Genomic DNA, 25521 nt, shown 5'->3' with positions numbered 1-25521 from the left:
GATTCGCGAAGGCGAGGAGGGCGGATGACGGCCCGCGGGTGCGGGATCGGCATCCGTCAAGTCTAGTCGCGAGGCGTCCGCCCCACTCCCGCTCCGGCAGGCCGGGGACTAGCATGGCGCGCGTCGAGCGAGGAGGCGCGATGGATGACGCGGAGGCGTTCGCCGGCGAGCTGTTCGGCCGGCTCGTCGGCGGCTTCGAGATCCTGTCGGTCTACGTCGGCGATCGGCTGGGACTCTATCGGGCGCTGGCGGGCGGACCGCACACCGTCGATGGGCTGGCCGAGGCCACGGGCATGCATCCGCGGTACGCGAGGGAGTGGCTCGAGCAGCAGGCGGTGGCGGGCATCCTGACCGTCGACGGCGACGCGTTCGTGCTCCCCGCCGCGCACGCGCGCGTGCTCGCCGATCCGACGTCGCTCCTCTTCTCCGCGCCCCTGGCCCGCATGATGGTGGCCGCCGCCGCGCGGCTTCCCGACCTGCTGACCGCCTACCGCGCGGGAGGAGGGGTGAGCTGGGCGCAGTTCGGCGCCGACGCCCGCGACGCCCAGGGAGACATCAACCGACCCTGGTTCACGCAGGAGCTGGCATCCGCGCTGGCCTCGGTGTCCGCGCTGCATGCCGCGCTGTCGCGGCCGGGAGCACGGATCGCGGACGTCGGCTGCGGTCACGGCTGGTCGACGCTGGCCCTCGCGGCGGCGTACCCGGCGGCGCGGGTCGAGGGCTTCGACGTGGACGCGCCGTCGATCGAGGCCGCCCGCACCCACGCTGCCGAGGCCGGAGCCACGGGCACGGTGTCGTTCACCCTGCTGGACGGCGAGCACCTCGACGAAGGTCGCGAAGGCGCCTTCGACGCGGCGTTCGTCTTCGAGGCGCTGCACGACATGCCCGACCCGGTCGCCGTGCTGAGCGCGATGCGCCGCGCCCTCGTGCCGGGTGGCGTGGTCGTCGTCATGGACGAGGCCGTGGCCGACGCGTTCGCAGCGCCGGCCGAACCTCCCGGCGACGGGATCGAGCGCGTGATGTACGGCTACAGCCTGTTCCTGTGCCTGCCGGACTCGCTCTCGACACCCGGCTCGGTCGGCACCGGAACCGTCATGCGACGGCCGACGCTGGAGCGCTACGCGTCGGAGGCCGGCTTCGCGTCGGTGGAGGTGCTCCCCATCGACGGCTTCGCCGCGTTCCGCTTCTACGCGCTCACCCCGGACGTGCCAGCCGTCAGCTGAGGAAGGTGATCGACAGCGGGTACTTGTACCACTGACCCTGGTTGGCCTTCACCGCGGCGATGATCGAGAACACGATGCGGACGATGTAGACCGCGAACACGATGAAGAAGCCGATGAGCAGCCAGCTGGTGAGCCAGCCGACCACCTCGGCGATCAGCAGAGTGAGCTGGAAGTTGAGGGCGGTCGATGTGTGCGAGCGCACGAACGGACCGCGGTCCTTCATCACGAGGTAGCCGATGAGGGCCGGGAGGAAGCCGAAGAAGATGCCGCCGACGTGGACGAGGGTCGACCAGAGCTTCTCGTCAGCCGGGTTCAGCGGCTGCGGGGGCACGGGACCGCCGTACGGGGGCTGGACGGGAGGCTGCTGCGGAGGCTGCGGAGGCGTGGTCACGGGGTCAGCCTAGGGGCACGACGACGACGATCGCATCCGGTTACCCCGAAATTCCGCGCGGTCACAGAATGCGGCAGCGGCCACCCGAGTAATCCACAGGGTCGGAGTGCCACAGCATCGGCGACCTCGCGGGCTGGCGATCGGCGAGTTGGAGGAACAATGATCGGTGAGATCTCCCGCACGGAGCTCGAATGGTTCGAGCGGTGGGTCGAGCAGGATCACCCCGTCCGGTATGCAGAGGCGGCGCGGCGGGTCGTGATCCTCCACCCGGGCACGCGGTGGCGGGCCCGCCAAGCGTCACCCGGAGAACTCCCCTACGAGAACGGTCCGGACGATGCGCGTGCGTCGGACGAGCAGCGGCGTCTGCTCGAAGCGTGCCTGCGCGAAGCAGTCGGACCGTACGCGCGGTGCTCGTTCGCGCTGTACGCGGGGTTCCTCACCGAGAGCGATGACGGCCGCTCCGACGGCTTCGACGAGCCGAGCGGGACCTGGTATCGGGGTCGGCTGAACTACGTGCTCTTCTCCGGAGAACTGCACGAAAGCGCCTACGCCGGCGTCGACCTCCGGTGGGGGTCTGGGCGACCTTTCGTCGCGGGGGCACCCATCCCGATGGTCGAGCTCAGCTACCTTTGGAGCGACGATCACTCGGTGCTCGTCGCGTCACCGCCCGATACCGCCGGGACGATCGTCCTCGGTCCGGATACGCTGCTCGATCGGCTGATCTCTCTGCCCGAGCTTCACGCGCGGGAGTGGCGTGCGTCGGCATGATCCACCGGCGAACTGCTCAGAACCCGCACCACTCGGCGATCCAGCCGAGGATCTCGCCGCGCAGCTCGGGCGTCGCCGCGAGGTCGAACGACCCCGCCCGGCCATCGACCTCGACGAGCACGCGGAACACGGTGCCGCGTTTGTCCTCCTGCACCGCGTGCGCGTCGCAGCGGGCGGGCAGGATCGGCAGCTCCACCGTCGCGGCGGAGCGATCGGGCCCCGTCTGATCGATGTCGAGCGGGTGGACGGAGTCCTCGACGTCGGGCGTCGTGAGCAGGTTCGTCTCGCGGATGCCGACGATGCGGAGCGCGCCGGTCCCGGCCGTCGGCGTCACCACCATCTCGAGGCGTGCGGGCTCGCCCGGAGGCGACGGGGTGAACCGGCCGAAAGCGACGCGGGCGGATCGCTCCGCCTCCGCCTGGAGGCACTCGTTCGCGTGGAGGGCGGCGACGAACGGCACCGCGTCGACGATGGGGACGGTCGCGACGGCCTCCGCGTCGTCCTCACCCCAGCGGTAGTGGAGCGTGACCGTCGCCGCGGCCTCGTCGGGAACGTCGCAGGCCACGTCGGCCAGCTGCACCCGCACGTCCACGGACGCGCCGGGCGCGATCCTCGATGCGCGGTCGACGACGCGCTCGGCCGGCGCGGCGAAGCGCGGGTCGGCCACGGAGACGTCCGCCACCACGAGCGGCTCAGCGGTGGCGTTGCGCACCTCCACCGCGGCCTGGCGGAAGGCGACGTCGGCGCGGGTCTGCCGGAGCTCCACCGTCACACCGGCGGGGAGTCCCGTCGAGGGGGTAGCCACCGGATCAGCCGGCGCCGCGCACCCCGCAAGCAGGACGATCACGGTCGCCAGCGGTGCACAACTCCGGAAGAGCCGGCGCGATCGGGCCGCCCGAGCCCTTCCCGGCCCGTCGACCGCACGAACGTCCGGAGTGGTGAACACGTCAGCGCCGCACCTCGACCCGGTCGACCGTGACCTCGTCGAGGGCGGTGGCGTCGATCTCCACGCCGATGCCGGGGCCGGAAGGCACGCGCACGTGACCGTCCTCGAGCACGATCGGCTCGGTCACGATGTCGCGGCGGTAGAACCGGTCGGATGCCGACACGTCGCCGGTGAGGGTGAAGCCCGGCAGCGCGGCGAGCGCGGCGTTGGCGGCCCGGCCGATGCCCGTCTCGAGCATGCCGCCGCACCACACGGGCACGCCGGCGTCGCGGCACAGGTCGTGCACCCGCACCGCTTCGAGATAGCCGCCCACGCGGCCGGCCTTGATGTTGATGACGGACGCCGCCCGCAGCGCCAGCGCATCGGCGGCGGCCTTGGCCGAGACGATCGACTCGTCCAGGCACACGGGCGTGCGCAGCCGTGCGGCCAGGGTCGCGTGGTCGACGATGTCGTCCTCCTGCAGGGGCTGCTCGATGAGCAGGAGATCGAACCGGTCGAGCGCGGCGAGGGTGTCGGCGTCGGCGAGCGTGTAGGCGGAGTTCGCGTCGACCTGCAGGGGGATGGCGCCGAACGCCTCGCGCACGGCGGCCGTGTCGTCCACGTCCCGCCCCGGCTTGATCTTGATCTTGATCCGGACGTATCCCTCGTCGAGGTACGCGCCGACGGTCTGGACCAGGGTCGCGGGATCGCGCTGGATGCCCACCGACACCCCGCTCGGGATCCGCTCGCGCACCGCCCCGAGGTAGTCGGCGAGGGAGCGGCCGTCGGCCCGCAGCGCCGCATCGAGCACGGCGAGCTCGATCCCGGCCTTGGCCATGCGATGCCCGACGAAGGGAGCGAGGATGCCGGCGACCTCCTCGGGGGCCACCCGCCCGCGCGACAGGAGCGCGGGGATCAGGAAGCGCTGCGCCACATCCCACGCGCTGTGCGTGTACTCGGACGAGTACAGCGGCGCGTGCTGCGTGACGATCTCCCCCCAGCCGTCGCCGTCGGTCGTGCGCGCCCGCACCACGATCACTTCGCGCACGGTCTCGGTGCCGAACGACGTCGTGAACGGCGAGACGAGGGGCAGCTGCAGCACGCGCAGCTCGATCGCCTCCAGGGCGACCGACGCGGCGGGACGGACGATCGGCATGCGGTCAGGCTAGCGGCGCACGGCCGCGGGCGCGCCGTCAGCGGGCGGCGAAGCTCACCTCGTCGGTGGCGGCGACGGTGCCCTCGGCGTGCGGACTGCGCGCGAAGGTCCAGTAGAGGTTGGCGTACCCGATCGACTGCTCGGGGCTGATCGGCGAGCCCCACTCCCGAAGGTCCTCGGTGGTGTGCGCGTCGGAGACCAGCGTGACGTCGTAGCCCCGGGTGAGCGCGCCGTGGAGGGTCGAGCGGATGCACGCGTCGGTCTGCGCACCCGCGACCACCAGGCGATCGACGCCGAGCGCAGCCAGCCGGGCCTCGAGGTCGGTGTCCTCGAAGGAGTCGCCGTAGACCTTGTCGATTTGCGTCTCGCCGTCGTGCGGGACGAGCTCGTCGACGAGCTGCCACTCGGGCGAGCCCTTCTCGAGCTCGTTGTGATCCTGCACCCAGACCACCGGCGCGCCCTGCTCGCGTGCGCGGTCGACGAGCGCGGCGACGTTGCGCGTCACGCGCTCCACCTCGTGGTTGCCGGCGATGACGCCGCGCTGCATGTCGATGACGACGAGGGCCGTGCCCTCACGGTCGGGGAAGTTGCTCATCGGTTCCTCCTGGGCTGTCCCGCACAGCATGCCACCGGGTTGCGACATCGACCAGTGACTCGGGCGACGGGCGCCGCGGCGGGGGCCTCAGCGGAGCGCGCGGGCGAGCAGGCGGTCGCGCTGGGCGACGAAGGTGGAACGCCGGGCGCGGGACGGCCGCGGCGTGCGCAGCCGCCGCACGAGTGCGTCGATGAGCGTGTGCATGGCGCCCTCCCTTCGGTCCACAGATGAGACGGAGAACCCGCCCGGTTATGACGCGACTTCCGCTCCCTGCCCTGAAGAGCGCAACGCGACCGGCCTGATACCGGGCACCCCTCTTGACGGCGGCCCCCCGGAGGCACACGATGAACGCGAGCAGCGGTCGGGGGGCCGCGGATGCTCCGATCTCCGGGGGGACGATCATGGCCGACCGCGCCGCACGCCCGAGCTCCATCTCCGGCGTGCGCCGGCTGGCCGCCGCCGCCATCGCCGGCGCCCTGCTCTTCACCGCGGGCACGGCGATCGGCGGCCCGCCCACGTCTGCGGCAGACCCGTCCGTGAGCTTCAGCGCCGCCGGCGACTACGGCATGAACGTGAACGGCGACGCGGTGCTGCGGGGCATGCGCACCTCGGGCAACGACCTCACCCTCGCCCTGGGCGACATGCTGGGCGCCGGCGGGGTCACGGGCACCGAGCAGACGTTCTGCGACTACGTCACCGCGCGGGTGGGCGCCGGCTATCCGTTCGAGCTGATCGCCGGCAACCACGACAACGGCAGCAACGGCAACATCAACGACTTCTCGGCCTGCCTGCCCAACCAGCTCCCGGGACTGGTCGGCACGTACGGCCGCCAGTACTACGTGGACTATCCGCACGACGACCCGCTCGTCCGCTTCGTCATGGTGTCGCCGAACATGGCCTTCAACGGCGCCTCGGCCTGGTTCTACGGTGCCGGATCGGCCCGCTACGCCTGGACGGAGGCGGCCATCGACGGCGCGCGCGCCGCCGGCATCCCGTGGGTGGTCGCGGGGATGCACTACCAGTGCCTCTCGGTGGGGATGTACGACTGCCCGATGGGCGCCGACCTCGCCGACCTCTTCGTCGCCAAGCGCGTCGACCTCGTCCTCACCGGCCACGAGCACCTCTACCAGCGCACCAAGCAGCTCGCCCACGGCGCCGGCTGCACGCGACTGACGATCGGCGGCTACCAGGCGGCGTGCGTCGCCGACGCCGACAGCGCCCTCACGAAGGGCGCCGGCACGGTCTTCCTGACGGTGGGACTCGGAGGCGTGCAGAACCGCACGGTGAACCAGGCGGACCCCGAGGCGCCCTACTTCGCGGCGCTGAGCGGGCAGAACCTGGAGTCCTCCTACGGCTTCCTGTCGACGACGCTGACCGAGACCACGATGACGGCGCACTTCGAGAACGCGGTCGGGCCGTTCACCGACGCGTTCACGATCGGCGCGGGCGGGGAGCCGCCCAACATCGCCCCCACCGCCCGCGGCGACCTCAGCTGCACGGGGCTGACGTGCCGCGCCGACGGCTCCGCCTCGTCCGACCCGGACGGCACCATCGCGTCGTACCTCTGGGACTTCGGCGACGGGACCGTGGCCACGACCGCCGTGGCCGACCACACCTACGCCTCCCCCGGCATCCGCACGGTCACCCTGACCGTCACCGACGACGACGGCGCGAGCCATACGCTCACCCGCACACTGACCGTGGCCGATCCGGGCGCGGTGACGGTGCACGCGGCCGACGCGTTCGACCGCACCCTCACCGGGTCGTGGGGCACCGCCGACACCGGTGGCACGTGGAGCGGCGGCTCGGCGCTGTCGGTCGCCGGCGGGTCGGGCGTCATCACCTCGGCGGCGGGAGCCGTTCCGTCGGCGACGCTGTCGGCGGTGTCGGCCGCCGACGTCGACGTGCGCACGTCGTTCGTCTTCGACAAGATCCCCGTCGGGGGGACCACCGGCACGACCGTCTCGACGTTCGTCCGTCGCACCGCCGACGGGCGCTACTGGGCGAAGATCCGCGTCGCACCGGGCGGCGCCGTGTATCTGACGCTCACGCGCGTCTCGGCGGGTGGAGCGCAGACCTCGATCGCGTCGGAGACGCGGATCGCGGGACTCGTCCTCACCGCCGGCACACCGCTGAACCTGCGGCTCACCGCGTCCGGGGCCTCCCCCACGCAGCTGAGCGCGCGGGTGTGGACCGGCTCGACCGAGCCCGCCGCGTGGCAGCGCAGCGCGAGCGACTCCACGGCCGGTCTCCAGGGGCCCGGAAGCCTTGGATTCGAGGCCTACACCTCGACGAGCGTCACCAATGCGCCGCTGCGGATCTCGGTCCCCGACCTGCGGGTGGTCGACAGCACGCCCTGAGCGGCGGCAGCCCCGGACCTCGGCGTCAGCGGTCGATGACGAAGGCGTCGGGGTCGCCGGGACGCGGAGGACGCAGGCGCGCGGGGATCGGCCAGGGCAGCTCCCACCGCCGCGTCAGCGCGTCGACAGCGCCGAAGTCCTCGCCCTTGACGACGATGCGCTGCGGGGTCACCTCCACGAACCGCACCCGGACGGGGCTCTCGCCCTCGCCCTCCAGCATCCACGGCTCGGCGAGGTAGGCGATGCCGAGGGCCTCCAGCGCCGCCTCGGCATCCAGCCACTCCGTCGCCCCGGACGCCGGACGCCCGAGCAGGTCGACGGCCGCCCAGGCGTCGCCGTCGGGGCGGATCCAGCCGAGCATCTCGCCGTCGTCGCGGCGGTGGGGCGTCCAGTCCGCGCCGATCACGTCAGCTCCGCGTACGCGCGGTCGAGCGGGTCGAGATGGCGCATGGCCCTCAGCCTACGACCGCGCCCGCGCGGGCTGCGCCGGATTCGGAGAATGGCACCGGACTCGGACCGGATGGCAGGTAGTGCTCCGAATGCGGGGCGCGACTCCGAATCCGACGCGCGTCGCGGGCGGCGTCAGGCGCGGACGAAGAGGTAGCCGCGGTCGTCGAAGCCGCCCACCGCGAAGCCGTCGGCGAGCAGCCCCTGGAACGCGTCACGGACGCGGTAGCGCCAGTCGAGCGCCTCCGCCGGGTCGTCGCGGCGCAGCTGCTCGATGTCGCGAGGCACGGCGACGGTCGTCACGACGTCCTCCTCGCGGGGCGGGGCCGCCGGTGCGGCGAGCGCCCACGAGATCATGAGCCGGTCGGACTCGTCGCCGCGGTTGACGCCGTCGTCCATCGGCCCGTAGTGGTCGACGAGGTACTCGGTGGCGCGCGCGCCCAGCACGTAGAGGTTGAAGTGCGCGTTGCGCGCCACGAGCGGGTCGTAGGTCCAGGTGATGTGTCCCACGTCGTGGGCGAACGCCCAGGCGCGCTGGTGCTGCTTGAGGACGCGTCCGAGCCCCTGCGAGCGGTAGCCGTCGAGTACGCCGGTGATGTGCGAGTGCATCGACCGCGCCGCCGGTGCCGCGAAGAAGGCGACCGACGCGCCGATCATCCGGTCGCCGTCGTACAGTCCGACCGCGTAGTTGCCCGAGTGCGCCAGCGCCCGCAGCAGGTTCGGCGGCATGCCGGTGCGATCGCCGCCCCACACCCGGGAGAGCACGTCGGAGGCGGCGAACACCTCCTCGACGGTGTCGAGCGCACGGATCTCGATGCCCTCCGGGGCGGCGGCGTCTTCGAAGTCGGCCATGCCAGCACCTTAGCCCGCGCACCCGCGGAGGCCGCACCCGCCCGGGGACCGAACCCCGGCGCGCGGCCCCGGCACCCCTGGGGCGCGGATAGCCTGAATCGGTGAACCGCGATGAGGATGCCCGCCGACGCCTCACCCGGAAGCCACCGCAGGGCGCCGTCGTCGCCGTCCTCGCCATCGCGGGCCTGAGCTCCTCGTTCATGTTCACGCTGGTCGTCCCGATCCAGGCGCGGCTGCCCGAGCTCCTCCACGCGAGCCGCGAGGACACCGCGTGGGTCGTCACGGTGACCCTGCTCGTGGCCGCCGTCGTGACCCCGATCGCCGGCCGCCTCGGCGACATGTACGGCAAGCGCCGTATCGTCCTGGTGCTGCTCGCCGCCCTGGTGCTCGGATCGGTCATCGCGGCGCTGTCGCCCGGCATCGTGGGGGTCATCATCGGCCGCGGCCTGCAGGGCGCCGTGACCGGCGTGGTGCCGCTGGGCATCTCGATCCTCCGCGACATCCTCCACGAGGACCGCGTCGACAGTGCGATCGCGCTCATCAGCGCGACGCTCGGCGTGGGCGGCGCCCTCGGGATGCCGCTCAGCGCACTGGTCACCCAGTACGCCGACTGGCACGCCCTCTTCTGGATGTCGGCGGGTCTCGGCGCTGTCGTGTTCGCGCTGGTGGTGTGGATCGTCCCGGTGAGCGTGCTGCGCACCGCCGGGAGGTTCGACTACGTGGGCGCCGCGGGACTGGCCGTCGGGCTCACCGGCATCCTGCTGGCCATCTCGCGCGGCAACGAGTGGGGATGGACGTCGCCGGCGGTGCTCGCCTTCGGCCTGGGCGGCATCGCGGTGCTCCTCGTGTGGGGATGGTACGAGCTGCGCATCGACGAGCCGCTGCTCGACCTGCGCGTGGCCGCCCGGCGCCCCGTGCTCCTCACGAACATCGCCTCGGTCGCCATGGGGTTCTCGCTGTTCTCGTCGAACGTGTCGTACCCGCAGCTGCTGGAGCTCCCGCCGCCGGCCGGGTTCGGGCTGTCGCTCCTCCTGGCGAGCCTCGTGATCATGCCGGCGGGCCTCGTGATGATGGTGCTCTCGCCGTACTCGGGCCGACTGGCGCGCACCGTCGGGCCGCGGCGCCTGCTGGTCCTCGGCGCCGTGGCGCTCATCGTCGCCTACGGCTTCACCCTGCTGTTCTCGTCGGAGGTCTGGCACCTGCTCGTCGCCAACATCCTGGTCGGCGTGGGCATCGGCTTCGGCTACGCCGCGATGCCGATGCTCATCATGCGATCGGTGCCGCAGAGCGAGACCGGCGCCTCCAACGGGCTGAACGCGCTGTTCCGCTCCCTGGGCACGAGCACGGCGGCCGCCATCATCGGCGCCGTGCTGGCGACGATGTCGACCACGCAGGACGGCGTGCAGGTGCCCACCGCGGCCGCGTTCCAGCTGTCGTTCGTCCTCGGCGGCGGCGCGGCCGTCGTCGCGCTCGTGGTCGCCGCCTTCATCCCGACCCGGCCCGCCGCCGAGGCGCATCCGTCGCTGCCGTCCTGACGGCAGCCGCCCGGCCCGCCTTCCCACGCGCGGGCCGCCACCCGACCTGACAGGGCGCCCGCGCCGGGGATAGCCTCGAAGGATGGATGATCCTCGTATCCAGGAGCCCGTCGGACCGGAGCCGGGCGCTGCGACCGCCCCGGCACCGGGGACCCCCTCCCACGACACCCGCGACCACGACACGCGCTTCTTCGGGCAGCCCTGGGCGCTGGCGCACGTCTTCGGCGTGGAGATGTGGGAGCGCTTCAGCTTCTACGGCATGCAGGGGATCCTCCTCATCTACCTGTACTTCTCGGTCGCCGACGGCGGACTCGGCGTGGACCAGACGATCGCGGCGAGCATCGTCGGCGCATACGGCGGCGCCGTCTACCTGTCCACGATCCTCGGAGCATGGATCGCCGACCGCCTGCTGGGCGCCGAGCGCGTGCTGTTCCTCAGCGCCATCGTCATCATGGCGGGCCACATCGCCCTGGCGCTCCTGCCCGGCTTCATCGGCGTCGGCGTCGGCCTGGTGCTCGTCGCCATCGGCTCGGGCGGCCTCAAGGCCACGGCCACGAGCGTCGTGGGAACGCTGTACCGGCCGGAGGATCCGCGGCGCGACGCCGGGTTCTCCCTCTTCTACCTGGGCATCAATCTCGGCGCCTTCGCCGGCCCCCTGCTGACCGGCCTCCTGCAGGACCGCCTCGGCTTCCACTGGGGCTTCGGGCTCGCCGCGGTCGGCATGGCCGCCGGCCTCCTGCAGTACTCGTTCGGCCGCCGAGGGCTCCCCGCCGAGGCCGGCGTGATCCCGAATCCCCTCCCCCGCAGCCGCTATCCGCTCATGATCGGGATCGCCGTCGGCGCGCTCGCACTCATCGTGGTGCTGGTGCTCGTCGGGGTGATCCGCGCCGACAACCTCGCGCTCGTGGTGATCGTCGCCGTGATCGCGGCCGCCGTGGCCTACTTCGCGGTCATCCTCTCGAGCCGCCGGATCACGACGGTCGAGCGCTCGCGCGTGTGGGGCTTCCTGCCGCTGTTCCTGACCTCCGTGGCGTTCTGGTCGCTCTACCAGCAGCAGTTCACGGTGCTGACGTTCTACTCCGACCAGCGGCTGGACCGGAACCTCTTCGGCTGGGAGATGCCCGTCCCCTGGGTGCAGTCGATCAACCCGGTCTTCATCATCGTGCTGTCCGGCGTCTTCGCCTGGGTGTGGACGAAGCTCGGCGAGAGGCAGCCCTCGACGCCGGTGAAGTTCGGCCTCGGCGCCATCGTGATGGGAGCCGCGTTCCTGCTGTTCCTGCCGTTCTCCGGCGGCGGGGCGAACTCCACGCCGCTGCTCGCGATCATCGGCATCCTGCTCGTGTTCACCATCGCCGAGCTGCTGCTCTCGCCCGTCGGGCTCTCGGTGACCACCAAGCTCGCCCCCGAGCGGTTCCACACGCAGATGGTGGCGCTGTTCTTCCTGTCGGTGTCGCTCGGCACGGCGGTCGCGGGACAGCTGGCGACCCTCTACGACCCCGAGAACGAGGTGCCGTACTTCGCGACCCTCGGACTCATCGCGGCGGGCGTCGGCGTGGCGCTGCTGGTGGCGGTCAAGCCGGTGCTCGCGCTCATGAAGGGCGTGCGCTAGCGGCGTCGTCTCGCAGAGCCCCGCTCAGGCCGTCGTCCTCAGCCAGACCATGACGGGCAGGTGGTCGGAGGCGAGCCGCGTGTACTTCGAGCCGGTCATCTTCTGCACGTTGGCCCACTTCAGGACCACGGTCTTGCCCGGCTGCACGAGCACCTTGTCGATGTGGTCGCCCCATTTGATGCCCAGCGGCGGCGTCGCGAGCATCTTGGGGTTCATGCTGTTGTGGTGCTGCCGGACGAGCACCCGGGCCTGATCGAACGCGTCGTGCCAGCCGGCGGCGGCCAGCCTGTCCAGCGTGGCGTCACCGGTGCGCGACTTGTGGGTGTTGAGATCGCCCGCGACGAAGGTGGCCGCGGTGTCCCAGTCGAGCGACGGGTGCTCCATCCGCAGCACGGCCAGCGTGCTGCGCACCAACGCGACCATCCGGGTGCTCTCGTAGATCCGCTGATTGACGTCGCGCGAGGTCGCCCCGGTGCGCAGGTGCGCGTCGAACACGACGGCGAGGCGTCCCGTCGTCCGGTCCTTCAGCGCAGCCCACGAGACGCCGTTGCCGCCGCTCGCGTACTTCGAGGAGAACAGGACCTGCTCGCCGGTGGCGGCCAGGCTGAAGACGTCGGTGTCGTACAGGATCGCGTTGTTGCCCTTGAAGGCGAACCGGTAGCCGCTCGGCGCCGCGGTGTACTTGATCGCCTCCTGCAGTGCGACCATGCTGGGCTGGGTCTCGACGATCCTCGCGTTCACGAGCTTCTGCCGCGTGGCGATCCCTGCGCACTTGTTCGAGCAGACGTTCCACGTCATGAGCTTGTAGGTGCTCGCCGCGCCGGAGCCCTCGGCGACGATCGTGCGGTGGCCGACGCGGTACGACTTGTACCCCGCCTTGCCCGCGGCATCGACGGCACGGACCTGGACGAAGTAGTCCTTGCCGCGGGCGAGACCGGGGATGACGGCCTGGGGCTCGCGCACCGTGACCCGCGGCGTGGTGACCCCGGCCACGCCGGTGAAGCTGCTGCCCACGAAGACCTCGTACTTCACGGCCGTCTTCACCGGCGCCCACCGGATCGTGAGCGACGCGCTGTCGGAACCGGTCAGAGCGGCCCCGACATAGCTGACGATGCCGACCTGGGCCGGTCTCGAGGTCGCCGCGGTCGCCGGGCTCACGGCGGCGACCGACAGGAGGAGGGCGAGCAGGATCGTCAGCGCGGCAGCGGGACGTCGCCGGGACGCGGGCAGGGGGTACGCGGTCGAACGCATCTGCGTCGCCTTTCGTCGGGGGGTGCCGAGAATGCTACCGGCGAACCGGGGAATCCGCGCGGCCGGTGCGGCCGCCGATGCCGTGGCATCGGTCCGGACACGGCAGAATCGATGCATGCCTCCCGTGCACAACCCGCACCTGCTCCCTGCCCACGCCTGCCTCATCGTGCACGGCAAGGACACGCCCGGCATCGTCGCCGCCGTCTCGGCGATGATCACGCGCATCGGGGGCAACATCGTCGCGTTCGACCAGTACTCCGACGATCCCCGGGGCGGCGCGTACTTCCAGCGGGTCGTGTTCCACCGCCCCGACTTCGCGGCGGACCGGCCGCAGATCGAGGCGGAGGTCGATCGCACGCTCGCCGAGTTCGAGCTCGAGTGGTCGCTCACCGATCAGTCGGTCCCCAAGCGCATGGCGATTCTGGCCTCCAAGCAGGACCACTGCCTGCTCGACCTGCTGTGGCGCCACCGCCGCGGCGACCTGCCGGTGACGATCCCGATGGTGATCTCCAACCACACCACCACCGCCGAGGACGTCCGCAGCTTCGGCGTGCCGTTCTTCCACGTGCCCTCGGTCGCCGGACCCGACAAGTCGGCGTCGGAGGCGGAGATCCTCAAGCTGCTCGTCGGCAACGTGGACTTCGTCGTGCTCGCCCGCTACATGCAGATCCTCTCGCCCGACTTCCTCGAGCAGCTCGGCGTGCCGGTGATCAACATCCACCACTCGTTCCTGCCCGCGTTCATCGGCGCCGAGCCGTACAAGAAGGCGAAGGAGCGCGGCGTGAAGCTCATCGGGGCGACGAGCCACTACGTCACGAGCGACCTCGACGAGGGCCCGATCATCGAGCAGGACACCATCCGCGTCACCCACGCCGAGACGACCACCGAGCTCGCCCGCCGCGGTGCGGACGTCGAGCGGCAGGTGCTCTCCCGCGCCGTGCTGTGGCACGCGCAGGACCGCGTGATCCGCCACGGCAACCACACCATCATCTTCTGAGTCCCCCTCGGCCATGTCCCACTGTCGGCTGGTTCGGACCGGCCGGAACCGCCGAAAGTGGGACATGCCCCGCCGAGTGTGGGACACGGTGGGAGACGGCCAGCGTCAGTAGACGTACTCCATCAGCTCGAGACCGAGGGTGCGGAACGCCTCGTGCGCGCGCAGCCGGTGCGCCATCGAGAGGTCGTCGAAGCAGACGATGAGCGCGTAGGCGACGCCGGCGCGCGGACCGGCCAGCACCCCGGCCTCGGCGCGGACGCCGTCGGCGCGCCCGGTCTTGTTGACGAACAGGAGCTGGTGCCGGTCGTCGTCGTGGGCGAACGGGTCGAGGCCGGTCGCCGAGGCCACGAGCGACAGGTCGTGGCCGAGGCTCAGCCATTCCGACACCTGCGCACTGACGGCGGGCGAGACGACCTGCGCGTTCACGAGCGCGCGGAACAGCGTCGTCAGCTCCCCCGCGGAGGCGAGCGCGACGTGCGGGGCGTCGTCGGGGCCGCGGCGGTCGCGGAAGCCGTCCATGAGCGCGGTGCGCACCAGTCCGATCCGCTCGATGCGCTCGCGCACCGCCTCCAGCCCGACGCGGGAGAGGAGCGCGTTGGCCGCGATCGCGTCGCCCGTGGCGGCGGCGAGCACGGCGAGGTCGCACACCGGCAGGGCCGGCGCCTTCAGGTGCCGCCAGAGCCCGCCCACCTCGACCGGGTCCACCGAGGAGCGCTCCACGATCTCGAGCGCGTCGAGGGTCCCCCGCTCCAGCTGCGAGGCGGTCTCGATGAGAAGCGGGACCACGCCGATGCCGCCCACCGGCAGCGTCAGGTGGTCGTCGCCGGCGAGCACCTCGGTGCCGCGGTCGAGGTCGGACACGTGCACCGAGACCTGGGCGCCCGAGGCGGCGAGATCGTCGAGGGCGCGCAGCGTCGCGGTGAACGACCGCCGCCCGGCTCCGGACCGACGGGGGCGGGAGCCCGCCCGGAGGTCGCCTCGGGCAGCGGTGTCGCGCCGCAGCCCGGCGGCCGCGACGGCGGGAGCGTGGGACTCGAACGGCTCGGCCGCGTTCACGCTGATCCTTCCGCTGGGGGTTCGCCCCGCTCGTCCGGCACGTCGCGTGCCCGGGGCCGGAGTGTGCCGCTCACGCGGCGCTCGTCACCAGATGGTGACACGCTTGTCGGCGTCGAGCCAGAGCCCATCGCCTTCGCTGACATCGAACGCCGTGTAGAACTCGTCGACGTTGCGCACGATCTGGTTGCACCGGAACTCGTTCGGCGAGTGCGGATCGATCGTGAGCAGGCGGATCGTCTCGGCGTCGCGCCCCTTCTGCTGCCAGATCTGGCCCCAGCTGAGGAGCAGCCGCTGGATGCCCGTCAGCCCGTCGATGACCGGACCGTCCGCGTCCTCCCCGGTGGCGGCGAGGTGGAGCCGGTAGGCCTTGATCGCGATGCCGAGCCCTCCGAGGTCGCCGATGTTCTCGCCGATCGTGAGGGCGCCGTTCACGGTGTGCTCGGGGGCCAGCCCCAGCGGGACGAGCGCGTTGTACTGCTCGATGAGGGCCGCCGTCCGCTCCTGGAACGCCGCCCGGTCCTCGTCGGTCCACCAGTCGTTGAGCGCGCCGGTCCCGTCGAAGGCGCTCCCCTGGTCGTCGAAGCCGTGACCGATCTCGTGGCCGATCACCGCGCCGATCCCGCCGTAGTTGGCGGCGGCGTCGCGCTCGAGGTCGAAGAACGGGTACTGGAGGATCGCCGCCGGGAACACGATCTCGTTCATCAGCGGGTTGTAGTACGCGTTGACGGTCTGCGGGGTCATGTACCACTCGTCGCGGTCGATCGGCCGGCCGAGCTTGGCGAGCTGACGGTCGTGCTCCCACGCGTTGGTGCGGCGGACGTTGCCGATGAGGTCGGCGGCATCCACCGTCAGGGCGTCGTAGTCCTTCCACTTCACCGGGTAGCCGACCTTCGGCGTGAAGGCGGCGAGCTTCTCGAGGGCGCGCCCCCGCGTCGCCTCGGTCATCCACTCGAGCCGGGAGATCGACTGCCGGTACGCCTCGATGAGGTTCGCGACGAGCTCGTCCATCGCCTCCTTGGCCGCGGGCGGGAAGTGGCGCTCGACGTAGACCTTGCCGACCGCCTCGCCCATCGCCGCCTCGACGAATCCCACCCCGCGCTTCCAGCGCTCCCGGTTCACCGGCACGCCGGTGAGCTCGGTGCCGTAGAAGGCGAAGTTCGCCTCGACGAACGCGTCCGACAGGAAGGGCGCCGACGAGCGGACGACGTGCAGGCGCAGCCACGCCTTCCAGTCGTCCAGGCGCTCCTCGGTCAGCAGCCCGCCCAGGCCTTCGAGGTAGCTCGGCTGGTTCACGTCGATCTCGGCGAAGCCGTCCTCGTGCCCGGGCGCCACGGCCGTCAGCCACGGATCGAGGTCGACGCCCACCAGGTCGCCGACGGCGTCCCACGACATGAGGTTGTAGGTCGCGACGGCGTCGCGGCTGCGGACGTTGTCCCAGTGGTGCGAGGCGAGCTCGGTCTCGAGGGCGAGCACGCGATCGGCCTGAGCGTCGGCGTCGGCGTCGGCGGCTCCGGCCAGGCCGAGCACCGTCTGCACGTACGAGCGGAACGCGACGCGCGTCTTGTCGAAGTTCTCCAGCCGGTAGTAGCTCTCGTCGGGCAGCGACAGGCCGCCCTGCACGAAGAAGACGACGTAGCGCTGCGGGTTGCCGGGATCGGGCTCGATGTAGGTGCCGAGGAACCCGCCGACACCCTCGCGCTCCAGCTCGCCGACGGTCCGCAGGAGCGCGGGGATGCCGTCGATGGCGTCGACGCGGGCCAGCTGCTCCTGGAGCGGCGCGGCGCCGAGCTCCTCGATCCGCGCGGTGTCCATGAAGCTGGCGTACAGGTCGCCGACCTTGCGCGCCTCGGTGCCGGGCTCGGCCGACTGCGCCTCCTCGATGATCGCGCGGACATCCTTCTCGGCCTGCTCGGCGATGAGGTGGAACGAGCCCCACCGCGCCTTGTCGTCGGGGATCTCGGTGCGCTCCAGCCACGCCCCGTTGACGTGACGGAACAGGTCGTCCTGGGGGCGGATCTCAGAGCTGAGTTCGGCGAGCACGATGCCCGAACGGAGGGAGGTATCGGTCATGGCATCCAGGATACGGCGCCGTCTCCCCGGGTCCGCCGCTCGCGGGGTGAATCGTCACGGCGACGGGATCACGCTCTCCTGGCATCCGGACTCCACGGGGACGGCCGCGAAGCGGTCCGCCGTCCACGCGAGCAGATCCTCGCGCAGGGGCGAGGACTTCAGCTCGACGATCTGGGTGTGGCCGAACCCCTCGTAGAGCCGGTAGTCCAGCAGCTGCCCGGCGGCGCAGAAGCGCTCCACGAGCGGACGCTGGGTCGCGGGGCGCACGATCCCGTCGGTGCCGCCCTGAGCCACCAGCACCGGGGCGCTCACCGTCGGCGGCGGGGCGTTCTCGCGCAGGTGGCGGCCCAGCGGACCGGTGGCGGGCGAGGTCGCGAACAGCCGCGGGTCGGTCGACAGGCCGATGGAGGCCACGGCCGACACCAGCGTGCCGGGGTCTGCCAGGCAGCGCTCCGACATGGCCCGCACCGTCACCTCCGCTCCCGGGCGGATGTACTCGCGGTAGGTGACGTCGTCGTAGATCGCCTCGTACGACGCGAACGCGAACGAGGTGAAGATGCTCCCCCCGACCACGCCCGTGAGGTGGGCGACGAGCGCGGCCGGCTCGGCGGCGGGAGCCAGCGCCGCGACGCCGCGGAGGAACAGCTCCGGTGCGTACGAGCGCGCCAGCGCACCGGTCCACAGCGCCGCCCCGCCGCCCTGCGAGTGCCCCCAGACCACGGTGTTCACGCTCAGGTGCGCGTCCTCCAGCTCGTGGGCGGCGCGCACCGCGTCGAGCGACGCGTACGCGCTCGCCGGCCCGACGAGGTACGGATGCGGCCCCTCCGTGCCGAGCCCGATGTAGTCCGTGGCCACGAGCGCCCAGCCCTCGTCGATCACCTGCGGCAGCTGGAAGAGCGCCCCCGCCCAGAACGGGCGCTCCATCAGCGAGGGCGCGCAGTGCTGCGCGAATCCGGTCGTCCCGTGGTTCCAGTCGATCACCGGCCACGGCCCCTCGCCCTTGCGGGGCACGACGACCAGCCCGCTCGCCACCCTGACCTCGCCGTCGACACCGGTCGTCGTGTAGAGGATGCGCCACGCCGTCGCGTCGGCGGGGATCTGGTTCGTGAACGGCTCGGCTCGGATCAGCCGTCCGGGCTCGTCCGGCGCGTCACGCGGCGCGGCGTAGAACTCGTCGACGACGGTCGACCCCTCGCTGAGCGGAGCCGTCACGAGCGCAGTGGTCACCGCGAGGGCGACCGCCCCGAGCGCGACCACGGTGCGTCCCCACCGGCGTGCGGGCCGGCGCCGATCCGCCGCGCCGCGCCCCCGGCGATCGCGCCGTTCGCGCAGGAGCGTCCACAGCCCCGCGATACCCTGCGCCAGGAGCCACACGCCCGAGGCGGCGGCCGCGACCAGCAGGGTGATGTCGGGCCAGGCGAGCGCCACCGCGCCGAAGATCAGCCCCGACGTGCCGAAGGCGGCATCCGCGATCCGGGCGTCGAGACCCCGTCCCCGCCGGAAGGCGCCGACGACGCCGAGCAGTCCCGCCAGCAGCAGCGAGCCCCCCACGAGCACCGCCGCCACCCGCACGGTCAGTCCCGGCCACAGCAGCACGAACAGTCCCGCCGCCAGCCAGACGCCCACGAGCGCGAACCGCCAGCGCACCCGGGGCGGGTCGGCGCCGGCATCCTCGAAGAACAGGAGGATCCCGGCGAGCACCATGCCGCCGCCCAGCAGCAGGGCGAGCACGTCCAGCGCCGTCGTCGGCCGGACCGCGAGCACGGCGCCGAGGACGACGGCCGTGATGTCGAGGGCGACCCGCATCCACACGGGCAGGCGTCCGCGCAGCCGGTTGAGGCGCGGCGCGATCCTCGGCAGCGTCATGCCTCCTCCTGCGGTCGTCGGGGTTCGTCCGTCGGTCCCCCCAGCCTAGGCGGGGGCCGACCTTGCGGCCGCGGGGCCCGGCGCCGGGCGCGATGACGGCGAGGGTGTCGTCCGGCGCCCCTAGGCTCGGAGTCATGGCCGCGCTCACCCTCAACCGGGAGATCCTGCGCCTGGCCGTCCCCGCCCTCGGCGCGCTCGTGGCCGAGCCCATGTTCCTGATCGTCGACGCGGCCCTCGTGGGGCATCTCGGCGTCGTGCCGCTGGCGGGCCTCGGGATCGCCTCGGCGGTGCTCCAGACGATCGTCGGGCTGATGGTGTTCCTCGCCTACTCGACGACACCCGCCGTCGCGCGTCGCTTCGGCGCCGGCGACCACACCAGCGCCGTGCGGGCGGGCATCGACGGCCTCTGGCTGGCCCTCGGGCTGGGCGCCCTCCTCGCCGTCGCCGGATCGGTGCTCACCCCCGGCCTCGTCGGGCTGTTCGGTGCGACGCCGGACGTGGCCGAGCAGGCGCGGATCTATCTGCAGCTGTCGATGTGGGGCCTCCCGGCGATGCTCATCGTGTTCGCCGCCACCGGGCTCCTGCGCGGCATGCAGGACACCGTGACCCCGCTGTGGATCGCGGGTCTCGGCTTCGCCGCCAACGCCCTCCTCAACTGGCTCTTCATCTACGGCTTCGGATGGGGCATCGCCGGCTCGGCGGCCGGCACGGTGGCGGCGCAGTGGGGCATGGTCGGCGCCTACGCGCTCGTGGTGGGGCGGCTGGCGCGCCGGCACGCGGCATCCGTCCTGCCCCAGCGCGACGGCATGCGCGGCTCCGCGCGCTCGGGAGGCTGGCTGTTCCTCCGCACGGTGTCGCTGCGCGTCGCCTTCCTGGCCACGGTGGTCGTCGCCACCGGCCTCGGCACGGCCGAGCTCGCCGGCTGGCAGGTCGCGTTCACGATCTTCTCCACCGCGGCGTTCGCCCTCGACGCGCTCGCGATCGCGGCCCAGGCGCTCATCGGCCGCGGCCTCGGCGCCGGCGACGAACCGTTCGTGCGGCGGGTGCTCGGACGGACGGTCGCCTGGGGCGCGTGGTTCGGTGTGCTCGTCGGGGCGGCGATCGCCGCGCTCTCGGGCGTCATCGGCCTCGTCTTCACCGGCGACCCGCTGGTCGCCGCCCTCGTGCAGCCGTCGCTGCTCGTCCTCGCCGTCGCGCAGCCGGTGTGCGGCGTGGTCTTCGTGCTCGACGGCGTGCTCATGGGGGCGGGCGACGTGCGGTACCTGGCGATCGTCGGCGCCCTGAACCTCGTTCCGTACACGCCGGCGCTGATCCTCGTCGCCCTCCTGGGGCCGACCGGCGCCGCGGGTCTGGCGTGGCTGTCGGTGTGCTTCTTCGGCGTCTACATGCTCGCCCGGCTGGTCACGCTCGGCTGGCGCGTCCGCCGCTCCGAGTGGCTGAGCGTGCCGGTCTAGCCCCGGCCCGCGCCTGCGTCGCGGTTGCGGTCGCGGTTGGGGTCGGGGTCGCGGTCGGGCATGTCCCACTTTCGGTCGAATCACCCGCCGCAATCGGCGGAAATGGGGACATGCCCTGCAGAGAGTGGGACATGCCCTGCAGAGAGTGGGACATGCCTGTGGGGAGGGGGACATGCCCTGCAGAGAGTGGGACATGCCTGTGGGGAGGGGTCATGCCCAGCGGCGGCACCAGTCGTACATCACGACGGCCGCCGCGGCGCTCGCGTTGATGGAGCGGGTCGAGCCGTACTGGGTGATCTCGACGACGAGCTCGGCGGCCGACAGCGCCTCGGCCGACAGGCCCGGCCCCTCCTGTCCGAACAGGAGCACGCAGCGCTCGGGCAGGTCGGCACGATCGACCGGCACCGACCCCGCCACGTTGTCGACGGCGACGACCGGGATGGCGGCGTCCTCGGCCCAGGCGGCGAACGCGGCCACATCCTCGTGGTGACGCACATGCTGGTAGCGGTCGGTGACCATCGCGCCCCGCCGGTTCCAGCGGCGCTTGCCGATGATGTGCACCTCTGCGGCGCCGAAGGCGTTGGCGCTGCGGACGATCGAGCCGATGTTCATGTCGTGCTGCCAGTTCTCGATCGCGACATGGAACGGATGCCGGTGCGCATCGAGGTCGGCGACGATCGCCGCCATCGTCCAGTACCGGTAGCGGTCGACGACGTTGCGCCGGTCGCCGTCGGCGAGCAGCTGCGGGTCGTAGCGCGGATCGTCGGGCCACGCGTCGGGGCCCCCGGGCCAGGGACCGACGCCGATGGGGAGCTCCGGCTCGGTCGCCGCCTCACCGTCTGCCGTGGTCACCGGACCAGGGTAGCCGCCGTCGCGGTTCACAACTCCGGACGATCGTCGAGTGGCATCCCCGCGTCGGTGGTGTCGAGACGTTGCACGCTCAAAAGTCCGGAGTTGCGAACCCTCGGCCGATCTTTCGGCTCACCGAAATCTGCGGCTATAGTTTTCGGTATGCCGAAATCATCGGATGCCCTCGCGTCGACGCAGACCCCGCCACCCCCGGGCGCCCGGACGCCCCGCCGGCCGGGCCGCGCGGCGTGGCTGCTCGGTCCCGCCCTCGTCGCCGGCGTCGCCTATCTCGATCCGGGCAACGTCGCCAGCAACATGACCGCCGGAGCCCGCTACGGCTACCTGCTGGTGTGGGTCGTCGTGCTGGGGAACGTCCTGGCCTGGCTCATCCAGTACCTCTCCGCCAAGCTCGGAGTGGTCACCGGCCGGAGCCTCGCCGAGACCCTCGGCGAGCGCATCCGCAACCGGTGGGGCCGCCGGGCTTACTGGCTGCAGGCCGAGCTCGTGGCGATGGCGACCGACATCGCCGAGGTGATCGGCGGCGCCGTGGCGCTGTGGCTGCTGTTCGGCGTCCCGCTGCTGTGGGGCGGCCTGGCCACGGGCGCCGTCTCGCTCGCCCTGCTGCTGGTGCAGCAGCGGCGCGGGGCGCGCAGCTTCGAGTTCGTGGTCATCGGGCTGCTGCTGATCATCGCGTTCGGCTTCACCTACGGCGTGTTCGCGTCGCCGCCGGATGCTGCGGGCGTGGCCGCCGGGCTGCTGCCGCGGTTCGAGGGCACCGACTCGGTGCTGCTGGCCGCGTCCATCCTGGGCGCGACGATCATGCCCCACGCCATCTACGCCCACAGCGCGCTGGCACGCGACCGCTTCACGGCCGACACCGCCGCCCCGGCCGACCGCGGCATCGCCACCCCGCGCCTGCTGCGGGCCACCCGCTGGGACGTCACGATCGCGCTGGCGATCGCCGGCACGGTGAACCTGGCGATCCTGCTGCTGGCGGCGTCGGCCCTCGCGGGTGTACCCGGCACCGACAGCCTCGAGGGCGCGTATGCCGCCCTGCGCGACGGCATCGGCCCGGTCGTGGCGACGCTGTTCGCGGTGGGGCTGCTGGCGAGCGGCCTGGCGAGCACCGCGGTCGGCGCCTACGCCGGCGCGGAGATCATGCACGGCCTGCTGCGGGTGCGGATCCCGCTGCTGGCCCGGCGCCTGATCACCCTCGTGCCCGCGCTCGCGATCCTGGCCGCCGGCGTCGATCCGACCCTCGCGCTCGTGCTCAGCCAGGTCGTGCTGAGCTTCGGCATCCCGTTCGCCCTGGTGCCGCTCGTGGCCCTGACGGCCCGGAGGGATGTGCTCGGCGCGTACCGCAACCGCGTGCTGACGACGGCGGTGGGAGTGGCGGCGTCGGTCTTCCTCATCACCCTGAACCTCGTGCTCCTGTGGCTGGTGTTCTCGGGCGGATAGCCTGGAGCGTGCCTTCCGCCGCGATCGACGACTACCTGAAGACGATCTACCACCACACCGAGTGGCAGAGCGCGCACATCACGCCGTCCCAGCTGGCCGCCGAGCTCGGCCTGGCGCCGTCGAGCGTGACCGAGATGGTGCAGAAGCTCGCGGCGCAGGATCTCGTCTCGCACCGGCCATACGGGCCGATCGCGCTGACGGATGCCGGCCAGCGCCGCGCGGCGGCCATCATCCGCCGTCACCGGCTGATCGAGACGTGGCTCGTGCGGGAGTTCGGCTACGCGTGGGACGAGGTGCACGACGAGGCCGAGGTGCTGGAGCACGCGATCAGCGACCGCCTGCTCGAGGGCATCTCGGTGCGGCTCGGTCATCCCCGGTTCGATCCGCACGGCGACGCCATCCCCGATGCCGAGGGGCGCGTCGAGCGGGTGCCGTTCCTCCGCCTGGACGAGGCGGGCGACGGCCACGCGGGCCGCGTGCTGCGGGTGAGCGACCGCGACCCGGCGCTGCTGCGCTCGCTGGAGCGGGCCGGCATCGACGTCGGCCACACCGTCACGGTCACCGCGCCGGGCACGGTCGCCGTCGACGGCGGCACACCGATCACCCTCCCCGCGGGCGCCTCCGCGGCGGTCTGGCTCACCGCCTGACCAGGCCCCGACCGGGCATGTCCCACTCTCGGCGGGGCGTGTCCCACTTTCGGCTGCTTCCGACCGCGCAGAACAACCGAAACCGGGACACGCGCGACAGCAACCCGCTCAGCGGCGGCGGGCCTTGCTGGCCTTCAGGTACGGCCAGACGGTGCCGGTGGCGTGCTCGCAGTAGTTCCACAGCCGCGCGGCGAGCTCCGGATCGCGCGTGCCCCGGGCGGGGGTGGCCGGCCGCGGCGGTCCGCTGACGCCCCGCGAGGGTCCCCAGAACTGCCCGCCCTCGACGGCGGGGTCCACGAGGGCGCGGACGAGGGTCCAGGCGCCCTGCTCCTTGGACTGGGTGATGGGCGCCTGCAGGTTCGCGGTGAACCGCTTCAGCCGGCCGGGCGCATTGATGCCGATGATGCCGCGGGTGCGGCCGCTCAGCGAGTAGCCGGGATGGGCGACGACGCTCGAGATGGGCACGTGCGCGGCCCGCAGGCGCCGGTCGGCCTCGAACCCGAGCGCGGTCGTCGCGATCTTGGACTGCACGTAGGCCCGCCACGGGGTGTACTCGTTCTGGAGCTCGGGGTCGATGAGCTCCATCGGCGTGAGCGACGTGGACATCGAGCCGACCCACACCATGCGTCCCCGGCCGGCGGCGAGGGCCAGCAGCAGCTCCCCCGCAAGCGCATAGTGGCCGAGGGCGTTGGTGGCGAAGACGATCTCGTGGCCGTCGTGGGTCTCCTCGCGCTCCCGCGGCGGGTGCACGATCCCGGCGTTCAGGAGCAGGCCGTGCAGGCCGGTGCGGCCGCGGGCGGTGGCTGCGGCCGCGCGCACCGATCCGAGGTTGCTGGTGTCGAGCAGGAGCGTCTCCACGTCCGCCTCGCCGTAGTGGCGCTGCACGGCGGCGCGGGCGGCGGCGAGGCGGTGCGGGTTGCGTCCGGTCATGATGACATGGGCGCCGGCGCCGGCGAGCTGGAGCGACGAGAAGAAGCCGAGTCCGGCGGTCGCGCCGGTCACCAGGTACCGTCTGCCGGAGAGGTCCGGCAGGCGTTCGGGGTCCCACAGGTCGCGCGCCACGGAACCGACACTAGAGCGGCTCGGCCCGGATAGGCTGGCCCCATGCGGACACGCGCCGATATCGAGTGCTGGCTCACGGACATGGACGGCGTTCTCGTCCATGAGAACCGTCCGATCCCGGGGGCGGCCGAGCTTCTCGCGCAGTGGCGCGACACGGGGACGCCCTTCCTGGTGCTGACGAACAACCCCTTCTACACGCCTCGCGATCTGAGCGCCCGCCTGGCGCGGTCGGGCCTGAAGGTGCCGGAGGACCGGATCTGGACCTCGGCGCTCGCGACGGCGGAGTTCCTGAAGTCGCAGCATCCCCACGGCACCGCGTTCGTCATCGGTGAGGCGGGCCTGACCACCGCCCTCCACGAGGCCGGCTTCGTCATGACCGAGACCGATCCCGACTACGTGGTCGTCGGCGAGACGCGCAACTACTCGTTCGACCGGATCACCCAGGCGATCCGGTTCATCAACGCGGGCGCGCGGTTCCTCATCACCAACCCTGATGCCACCGGCCCCACCCCCGAGGGCGTCGTCCCGGCGACCGGCTCCTTCGCCGCCCTCATCACGCACGCGACCGGCAAGGCGCCGTACGTGGTCGGCAAGCCGAATCCGATGATGTTCCGCTCCGCGATGAACCGGATCGGCGCGCACTCCGAGAACACGGGCATGATCGGCGACCGGATGGACACCGACGTCATCGCGGGGATCGAGGCGGGCCTGCACACGATCCTCGTGCGCACCGGCATCTCGGACGACGCGGAGATCGAGCGCTACCCGTTCCGCCCCGACGAGATCCTCGACTCGGTCGCCGACCTGCTGGTGTCCGATCCGATCGAGTCGGAGATGCCGGAGCTGCTGTGAGCGAGTTCGAGCAGACCCTGCTGTTCGCCGCGACCGGCGTGGTGCTGGTGGGCACGCTGGTCGTGTTCGTGGTGCAGTACGTCCGCGGCCGGGGCCGC

General features: G+C 72.1%; 22 protein-coding genes. 10 read left to right on the top strand and 12 right to left on the bottom strand.

The window, feature by feature from the left end:
• Positions 1 to 140: 140 nt before the first annotated feature.
• A complete protein-coding gene (locus QQZ13_RS10445; RefSeq protein WP_284529000.1) occupies positions 141 to 1223 on the top strand; it encodes a class I SAM-dependent methyltransferase in 1083 nt (360 codons plus the stop codon).
• Here the strand turns inward: QQZ13_RS10445 and QQZ13_RS10440 are convergent.
• Complete coding sequence (locus QQZ13_RS10440; protein ID WP_284529171.1) at positions 1216 to 1539, bottom strand: DUF4870 domain-containing protein; 324 nt, start codon at positions 1537 to 1539, stop codon at positions 1216 to 1218. The genes QQZ13_RS10445 and QQZ13_RS10440 overlap by 8 nt on opposite strands.
• A 234-nt stretch (positions 1540 to 1773) precedes the next feature.
• Between QQZ13_RS10440 and QQZ13_RS10435 the strand changes: the two genes are divergently transcribed.
• Positions 1774 to 2382, top strand: coding sequence for a hypothetical protein (locus QQZ13_RS10435; protein ID WP_284528998.1), 609 nt, complete (start codon positions 1774 to 1776; stop codon positions 2380 to 2382).
• A 16-nt stretch (positions 2383 to 2398) separates the two neighbouring features.
• On the opposite strand, the gene QQZ13_RS10430 is transcribed toward QQZ13_RS10435, so the two are convergent.
• The 3 genes from QQZ13_RS10430 to QQZ13_RS10420 all read right to left on the bottom strand — a co-directional run bounded on the left by QQZ13_RS10430 (position 2399) and on the right by QQZ13_RS10420 (position 5058).
• A complete protein-coding gene (locus tag QQZ13_RS10430; RefSeq protein WP_284528997.1) occupies positions 2399 to 3187 on the bottom strand; it encodes a hypothetical protein in 789 nt (262 codons plus the stop codon).
• Between the two features lie 142 nt (positions 3188 to 3329).
• Positions 3330 to 4463 carry an o-succinylbenzoate synthase gene (menC, locus tag QQZ13_RS10425; protein ID WP_284528996.1) on the bottom strand — a complete coding sequence of 378 codons (1134 nt, stop codon included), beginning with the start codon at positions 4461 to 4463 and terminating at the stop codon, positions 3330 to 3332.
• Between the two features lie 37 nt (positions 4464 to 4500).
• Complete coding sequence (locus tag QQZ13_RS10420) at positions 4501 to 5058, bottom strand: cysteine hydrolase family protein (protein ID WP_284528993.1); 558 nt, start codon at positions 5056 to 5058, stop codon at positions 4501 to 4503.
• Between the two features lie 344 nt (positions 5059 to 5402).
• Here QQZ13_RS10420 and QQZ13_RS10415 point away from each other — a divergent pair, with 344 nt between their 5' ends.
• A complete protein-coding gene (locus tag QQZ13_RS10415) occupies positions 5403 to 7418 on the top strand; it encodes a PKD domain-containing protein (RefSeq protein ID WP_284528992.1) in 2016 nt (671 codons plus the stop codon).
• Positions 7419 to 7443: 25 nt separating this feature from the next.
• Here QQZ13_RS10415 and QQZ13_RS10410 read toward each other — a convergent pair whose 3' ends face one another.
• Together QQZ13_RS10410 and QQZ13_RS10405 are read right to left on the bottom strand one after the other, a co-directional pair.
• Positions 7444 to 7824 carry a hypothetical protein gene (locus tag QQZ13_RS10410; RefSeq protein ID WP_284528990.1) on the bottom strand — a complete coding sequence of 127 codons (381 nt, stop codon included), beginning with the start codon at positions 7822 to 7824 and terminating at the stop codon, positions 7444 to 7446.
• Positions 7825 to 8000: 176 nt separating this feature from the next.
• Complete coding sequence (locus QQZ13_RS10405; protein ID WP_284528988.1) at positions 8001 to 8717, bottom strand: GNAT family N-acetyltransferase; 717 nt, start codon at positions 8715 to 8717, stop codon at positions 8001 to 8003.
• Between the two features lie 101 nt (positions 8718 to 8818).
• On the opposite strand from QQZ13_RS10405, the gene QQZ13_RS10400 reads away from it, so the two are divergent.
• Together QQZ13_RS10400 and QQZ13_RS10395 are read left to right on the top strand one after the other, a co-directional pair.
• Entirely contained in the window at positions 8819 to 10252 is a 1434-nt protein-coding gene (locus QQZ13_RS10400) for an MFS transporter (RefSeq protein WP_284528987.1), read from the top strand.
• Between the two features lie 82 nt (positions 10253 to 10334).
• Entirely contained in the window at positions 10335 to 11861 is a 1527-nt protein-coding gene (locus tag QQZ13_RS10395) for a peptide MFS transporter (protein WP_284528986.1), read from the top strand.
• Positions 11862 to 11885: 24 nt separating this feature from the next.
• On the opposite strand, the gene QQZ13_RS10390 is transcribed toward QQZ13_RS10395, so the two are convergent.
• Positions 11886 to 13112, bottom strand: a complete 1227-nt coding sequence (locus tag QQZ13_RS10390; RefSeq protein WP_284528985.1) for a hypothetical protein — start codon at positions 13110 to 13112, stop codon at positions 11886 to 11888.
• A gap of 115 nt (positions 13113 to 13227) precedes the next feature.
• On the opposite strand from QQZ13_RS10390, the gene purU reads away from it, so the two are divergent.
• Complete coding sequence (purU, locus tag QQZ13_RS10385; protein WP_284528984.1) at positions 13228 to 14109, top strand: formyltetrahydrofolate deformylase; 882 nt, start codon at positions 13228 to 13230, stop codon at positions 14107 to 14109.
• A gap of 105 nt (positions 14110 to 14214) precedes the next feature.
• Here purU and QQZ13_RS10380 read toward each other — a convergent pair whose 3' ends face one another.
• The 3 genes from QQZ13_RS10380 to QQZ13_RS10370 all read right to left on the bottom strand — a co-directional run bounded on the left by QQZ13_RS10380 (position 14215) and on the right by QQZ13_RS10370 (position 19101).
• Positions 14215 to 15111 (bottom strand): serine hydrolase, encoded by an 897-nt coding sequence (locus QQZ13_RS10380; RefSeq protein WP_284529170.1) that lies wholly within the window; start codon positions 15109 to 15111, stop codon positions 14215 to 14217.
• Positions 15112 to 15249: 138 nt separating this feature from the next.
• Positions 15250 to 17235: a M13 family metallopeptidase gene (locus QQZ13_RS10375; RefSeq protein WP_284528983.1), complete on the bottom strand. Its 1986-nt coding sequence runs from the start codon at positions 17233 to 17235 to the stop codon at positions 15250 to 15252.
• 54 nt (positions 17236 to 17289) lie between these two features.
• The gene (locus tag QQZ13_RS10370) at positions 17290 to 19101 is read right to left on the bottom strand and encodes a lipase family protein (protein WP_284528982.1); all 1812 of its coding nucleotides are present in this window, start codon (positions 19099 to 19101) and stop codon (positions 17290 to 17292) included.
• 134 nt (positions 19102 to 19235) lie between these two features.
• On the opposite strand from QQZ13_RS10370, the gene QQZ13_RS10365 reads away from it, so the two are divergent.
• Positions 19236 to 20555, top strand: a complete 1320-nt coding sequence (locus QQZ13_RS10365) for an MATE family efflux transporter (RefSeq protein WP_284528981.1) — start codon at positions 19236 to 19238, stop codon at positions 20553 to 20555.
• Positions 20556 to 20765: 210 nt separating this feature from the next.
• Here QQZ13_RS10365 and QQZ13_RS10360 read toward each other — a convergent pair whose 3' ends face one another.
• The gene (locus tag QQZ13_RS10360; protein WP_284528980.1) at positions 20766 to 21407 is read right to left on the bottom strand and encodes a TrmH family RNA methyltransferase; all 642 of its coding nucleotides are present in this window, start codon (positions 21405 to 21407) and stop codon (positions 20766 to 20768) included.
• 159 nt (positions 21408 to 21566) lie between these two features.
• Here QQZ13_RS10360 and QQZ13_RS10355 point away from each other — a divergent pair, with 159 nt between their 5' ends.
• Positions 21567 to 22862, top strand: a complete 1296-nt coding sequence (locus QQZ13_RS10355; RefSeq protein WP_284528979.1) for an Nramp family divalent metal transporter — start codon at positions 21567 to 21569, stop codon at positions 22860 to 22862.
• Positions 22863 to 22870: 8 nt separating this feature from the next.
• Positions 22871 to 23509: a metal-dependent transcriptional regulator gene (locus QQZ13_RS10350; protein ID WP_284528976.1), complete on the top strand. Its 639-nt coding sequence runs from the start codon at positions 22871 to 22873 to the stop codon at positions 23507 to 23509.
• 108 nt (positions 23510 to 23617) lie between these two features.
• Here the strand turns inward: QQZ13_RS10350 and QQZ13_RS10345 are convergent, their stop codons facing one another.
• Complete coding sequence (locus tag QQZ13_RS10345) at positions 23618 to 24571, bottom strand: SDR family NAD(P)-dependent oxidoreductase (RefSeq protein WP_284528975.1); 954 nt, start codon at positions 24569 to 24571, stop codon at positions 23618 to 23620.
• A gap of 42 nt (positions 24572 to 24613) precedes the next feature.
• On the opposite strand from QQZ13_RS10345, the gene QQZ13_RS10340 reads away from it, so the two are divergent.
• Complete coding sequence (locus QQZ13_RS10340) at positions 24614 to 25423, top strand: HAD-IIA family hydrolase (RefSeq protein WP_284528974.1); 810 nt, start codon at positions 24614 to 24616, stop codon at positions 25421 to 25423.
• Positions 25424 to 25521: the final 98 nt, after the last annotated feature.

It is taken from the genome of Microbacterium sp. T2.11-28, from assembly GCF_950097975.1.
GTDB lineage: Bacteria > Actinomycetota > Actinomycetes > Actinomycetales > Microbacteriaceae > Microbacterium.
This window is presented reverse-complemented; position numbering and strand designations above follow the sequence as displayed.

Coding starts and splice junctions, on each gene's coding strand:
- QQZ13_RS10445 (WP_284529000.1), top strand. CDS start 141: ATGGATGACGCGGAGGCGTTCGCCGGCGAGCTGTTCGGCCGGCTCGTC.
- QQZ13_RS10435 (WP_284528998.1), top strand. CDS start 1,774: ATGATCGGTGAGATCTCCCGCACGGAGCTCGAATGGTTCGAGCGGTGG.
- menC (WP_284528996.1), bottom strand. CDS start 4,463: ATGCCGATCGTCCGTCCCGCCGCGTCGGTCGCCCTGGAGGCGATCGAG.
- QQZ13_RS10420 (WP_284528993.1), bottom strand. CDS start 5,058: ATGAGCAACTTCCCCGACCGTGAGGGCACGGCCCTCGTCGTCATCGAC.
- QQZ13_RS10415 (WP_284528992.1), top strand. CDS start 5,403: ATGAACGCGAGCAGCGGTCGGGGGGCCGCGGATGCTCCGATCTCCGGG.
- QQZ13_RS10405 (WP_284528988.1), bottom strand. CDS start 8,717: ATGGCCGACTTCGAAGACGCCGCCGCCCCGGAGGGCATCGAGATCCGT.
- QQZ13_RS10395 (WP_284528986.1), top strand. CDS start 10,335: ATGGATGATCCTCGTATCCAGGAGCCCGTCGGACCGGAGCCGGGCGCT.
- QQZ13_RS10390 (WP_284528985.1), bottom strand. CDS start 13,112: ATGCGTTCGACCGCGTACCCCCTGCCCGCGTCCCGGCGACGTCCCGCT.
- purU (WP_284528984.1), top strand. CDS start 13,228: ATGCCTCCCGTGCACAACCCGCACCTGCTCCCTGCCCACGCCTGCCTC.
- QQZ13_RS10375 (WP_284528983.1), bottom strand. CDS start 17,235: ATGACCGATACCTCCCTCCGTTCGGGCATCGTGCTCGCCGAACTCAGC.
- QQZ13_RS10370 (WP_284528982.1), bottom strand. CDS start 19,101: ATGACGCTGCCGAGGATCGCGCCGCGCCTCAACCGGCTGCGCGGACGC.
- QQZ13_RS10365 (WP_284528981.1), top strand. CDS start 19,236: ATGGCCGCGCTCACCCTCAACCGGGAGATCCTGCGCCTGGCCGTCCCC.
- QQZ13_RS10355 (WP_284528979.1), top strand. CDS start 21,567: ATGCCGAAATCATCGGATGCCCTCGCGTCGACGCAGACCCCGCCACCC.
- QQZ13_RS10340 (WP_284528974.1), top strand. CDS start 24,614: ATGCGGACACGCGCCGATATCGAGTGCTGGCTCACGGACATGGACGGC.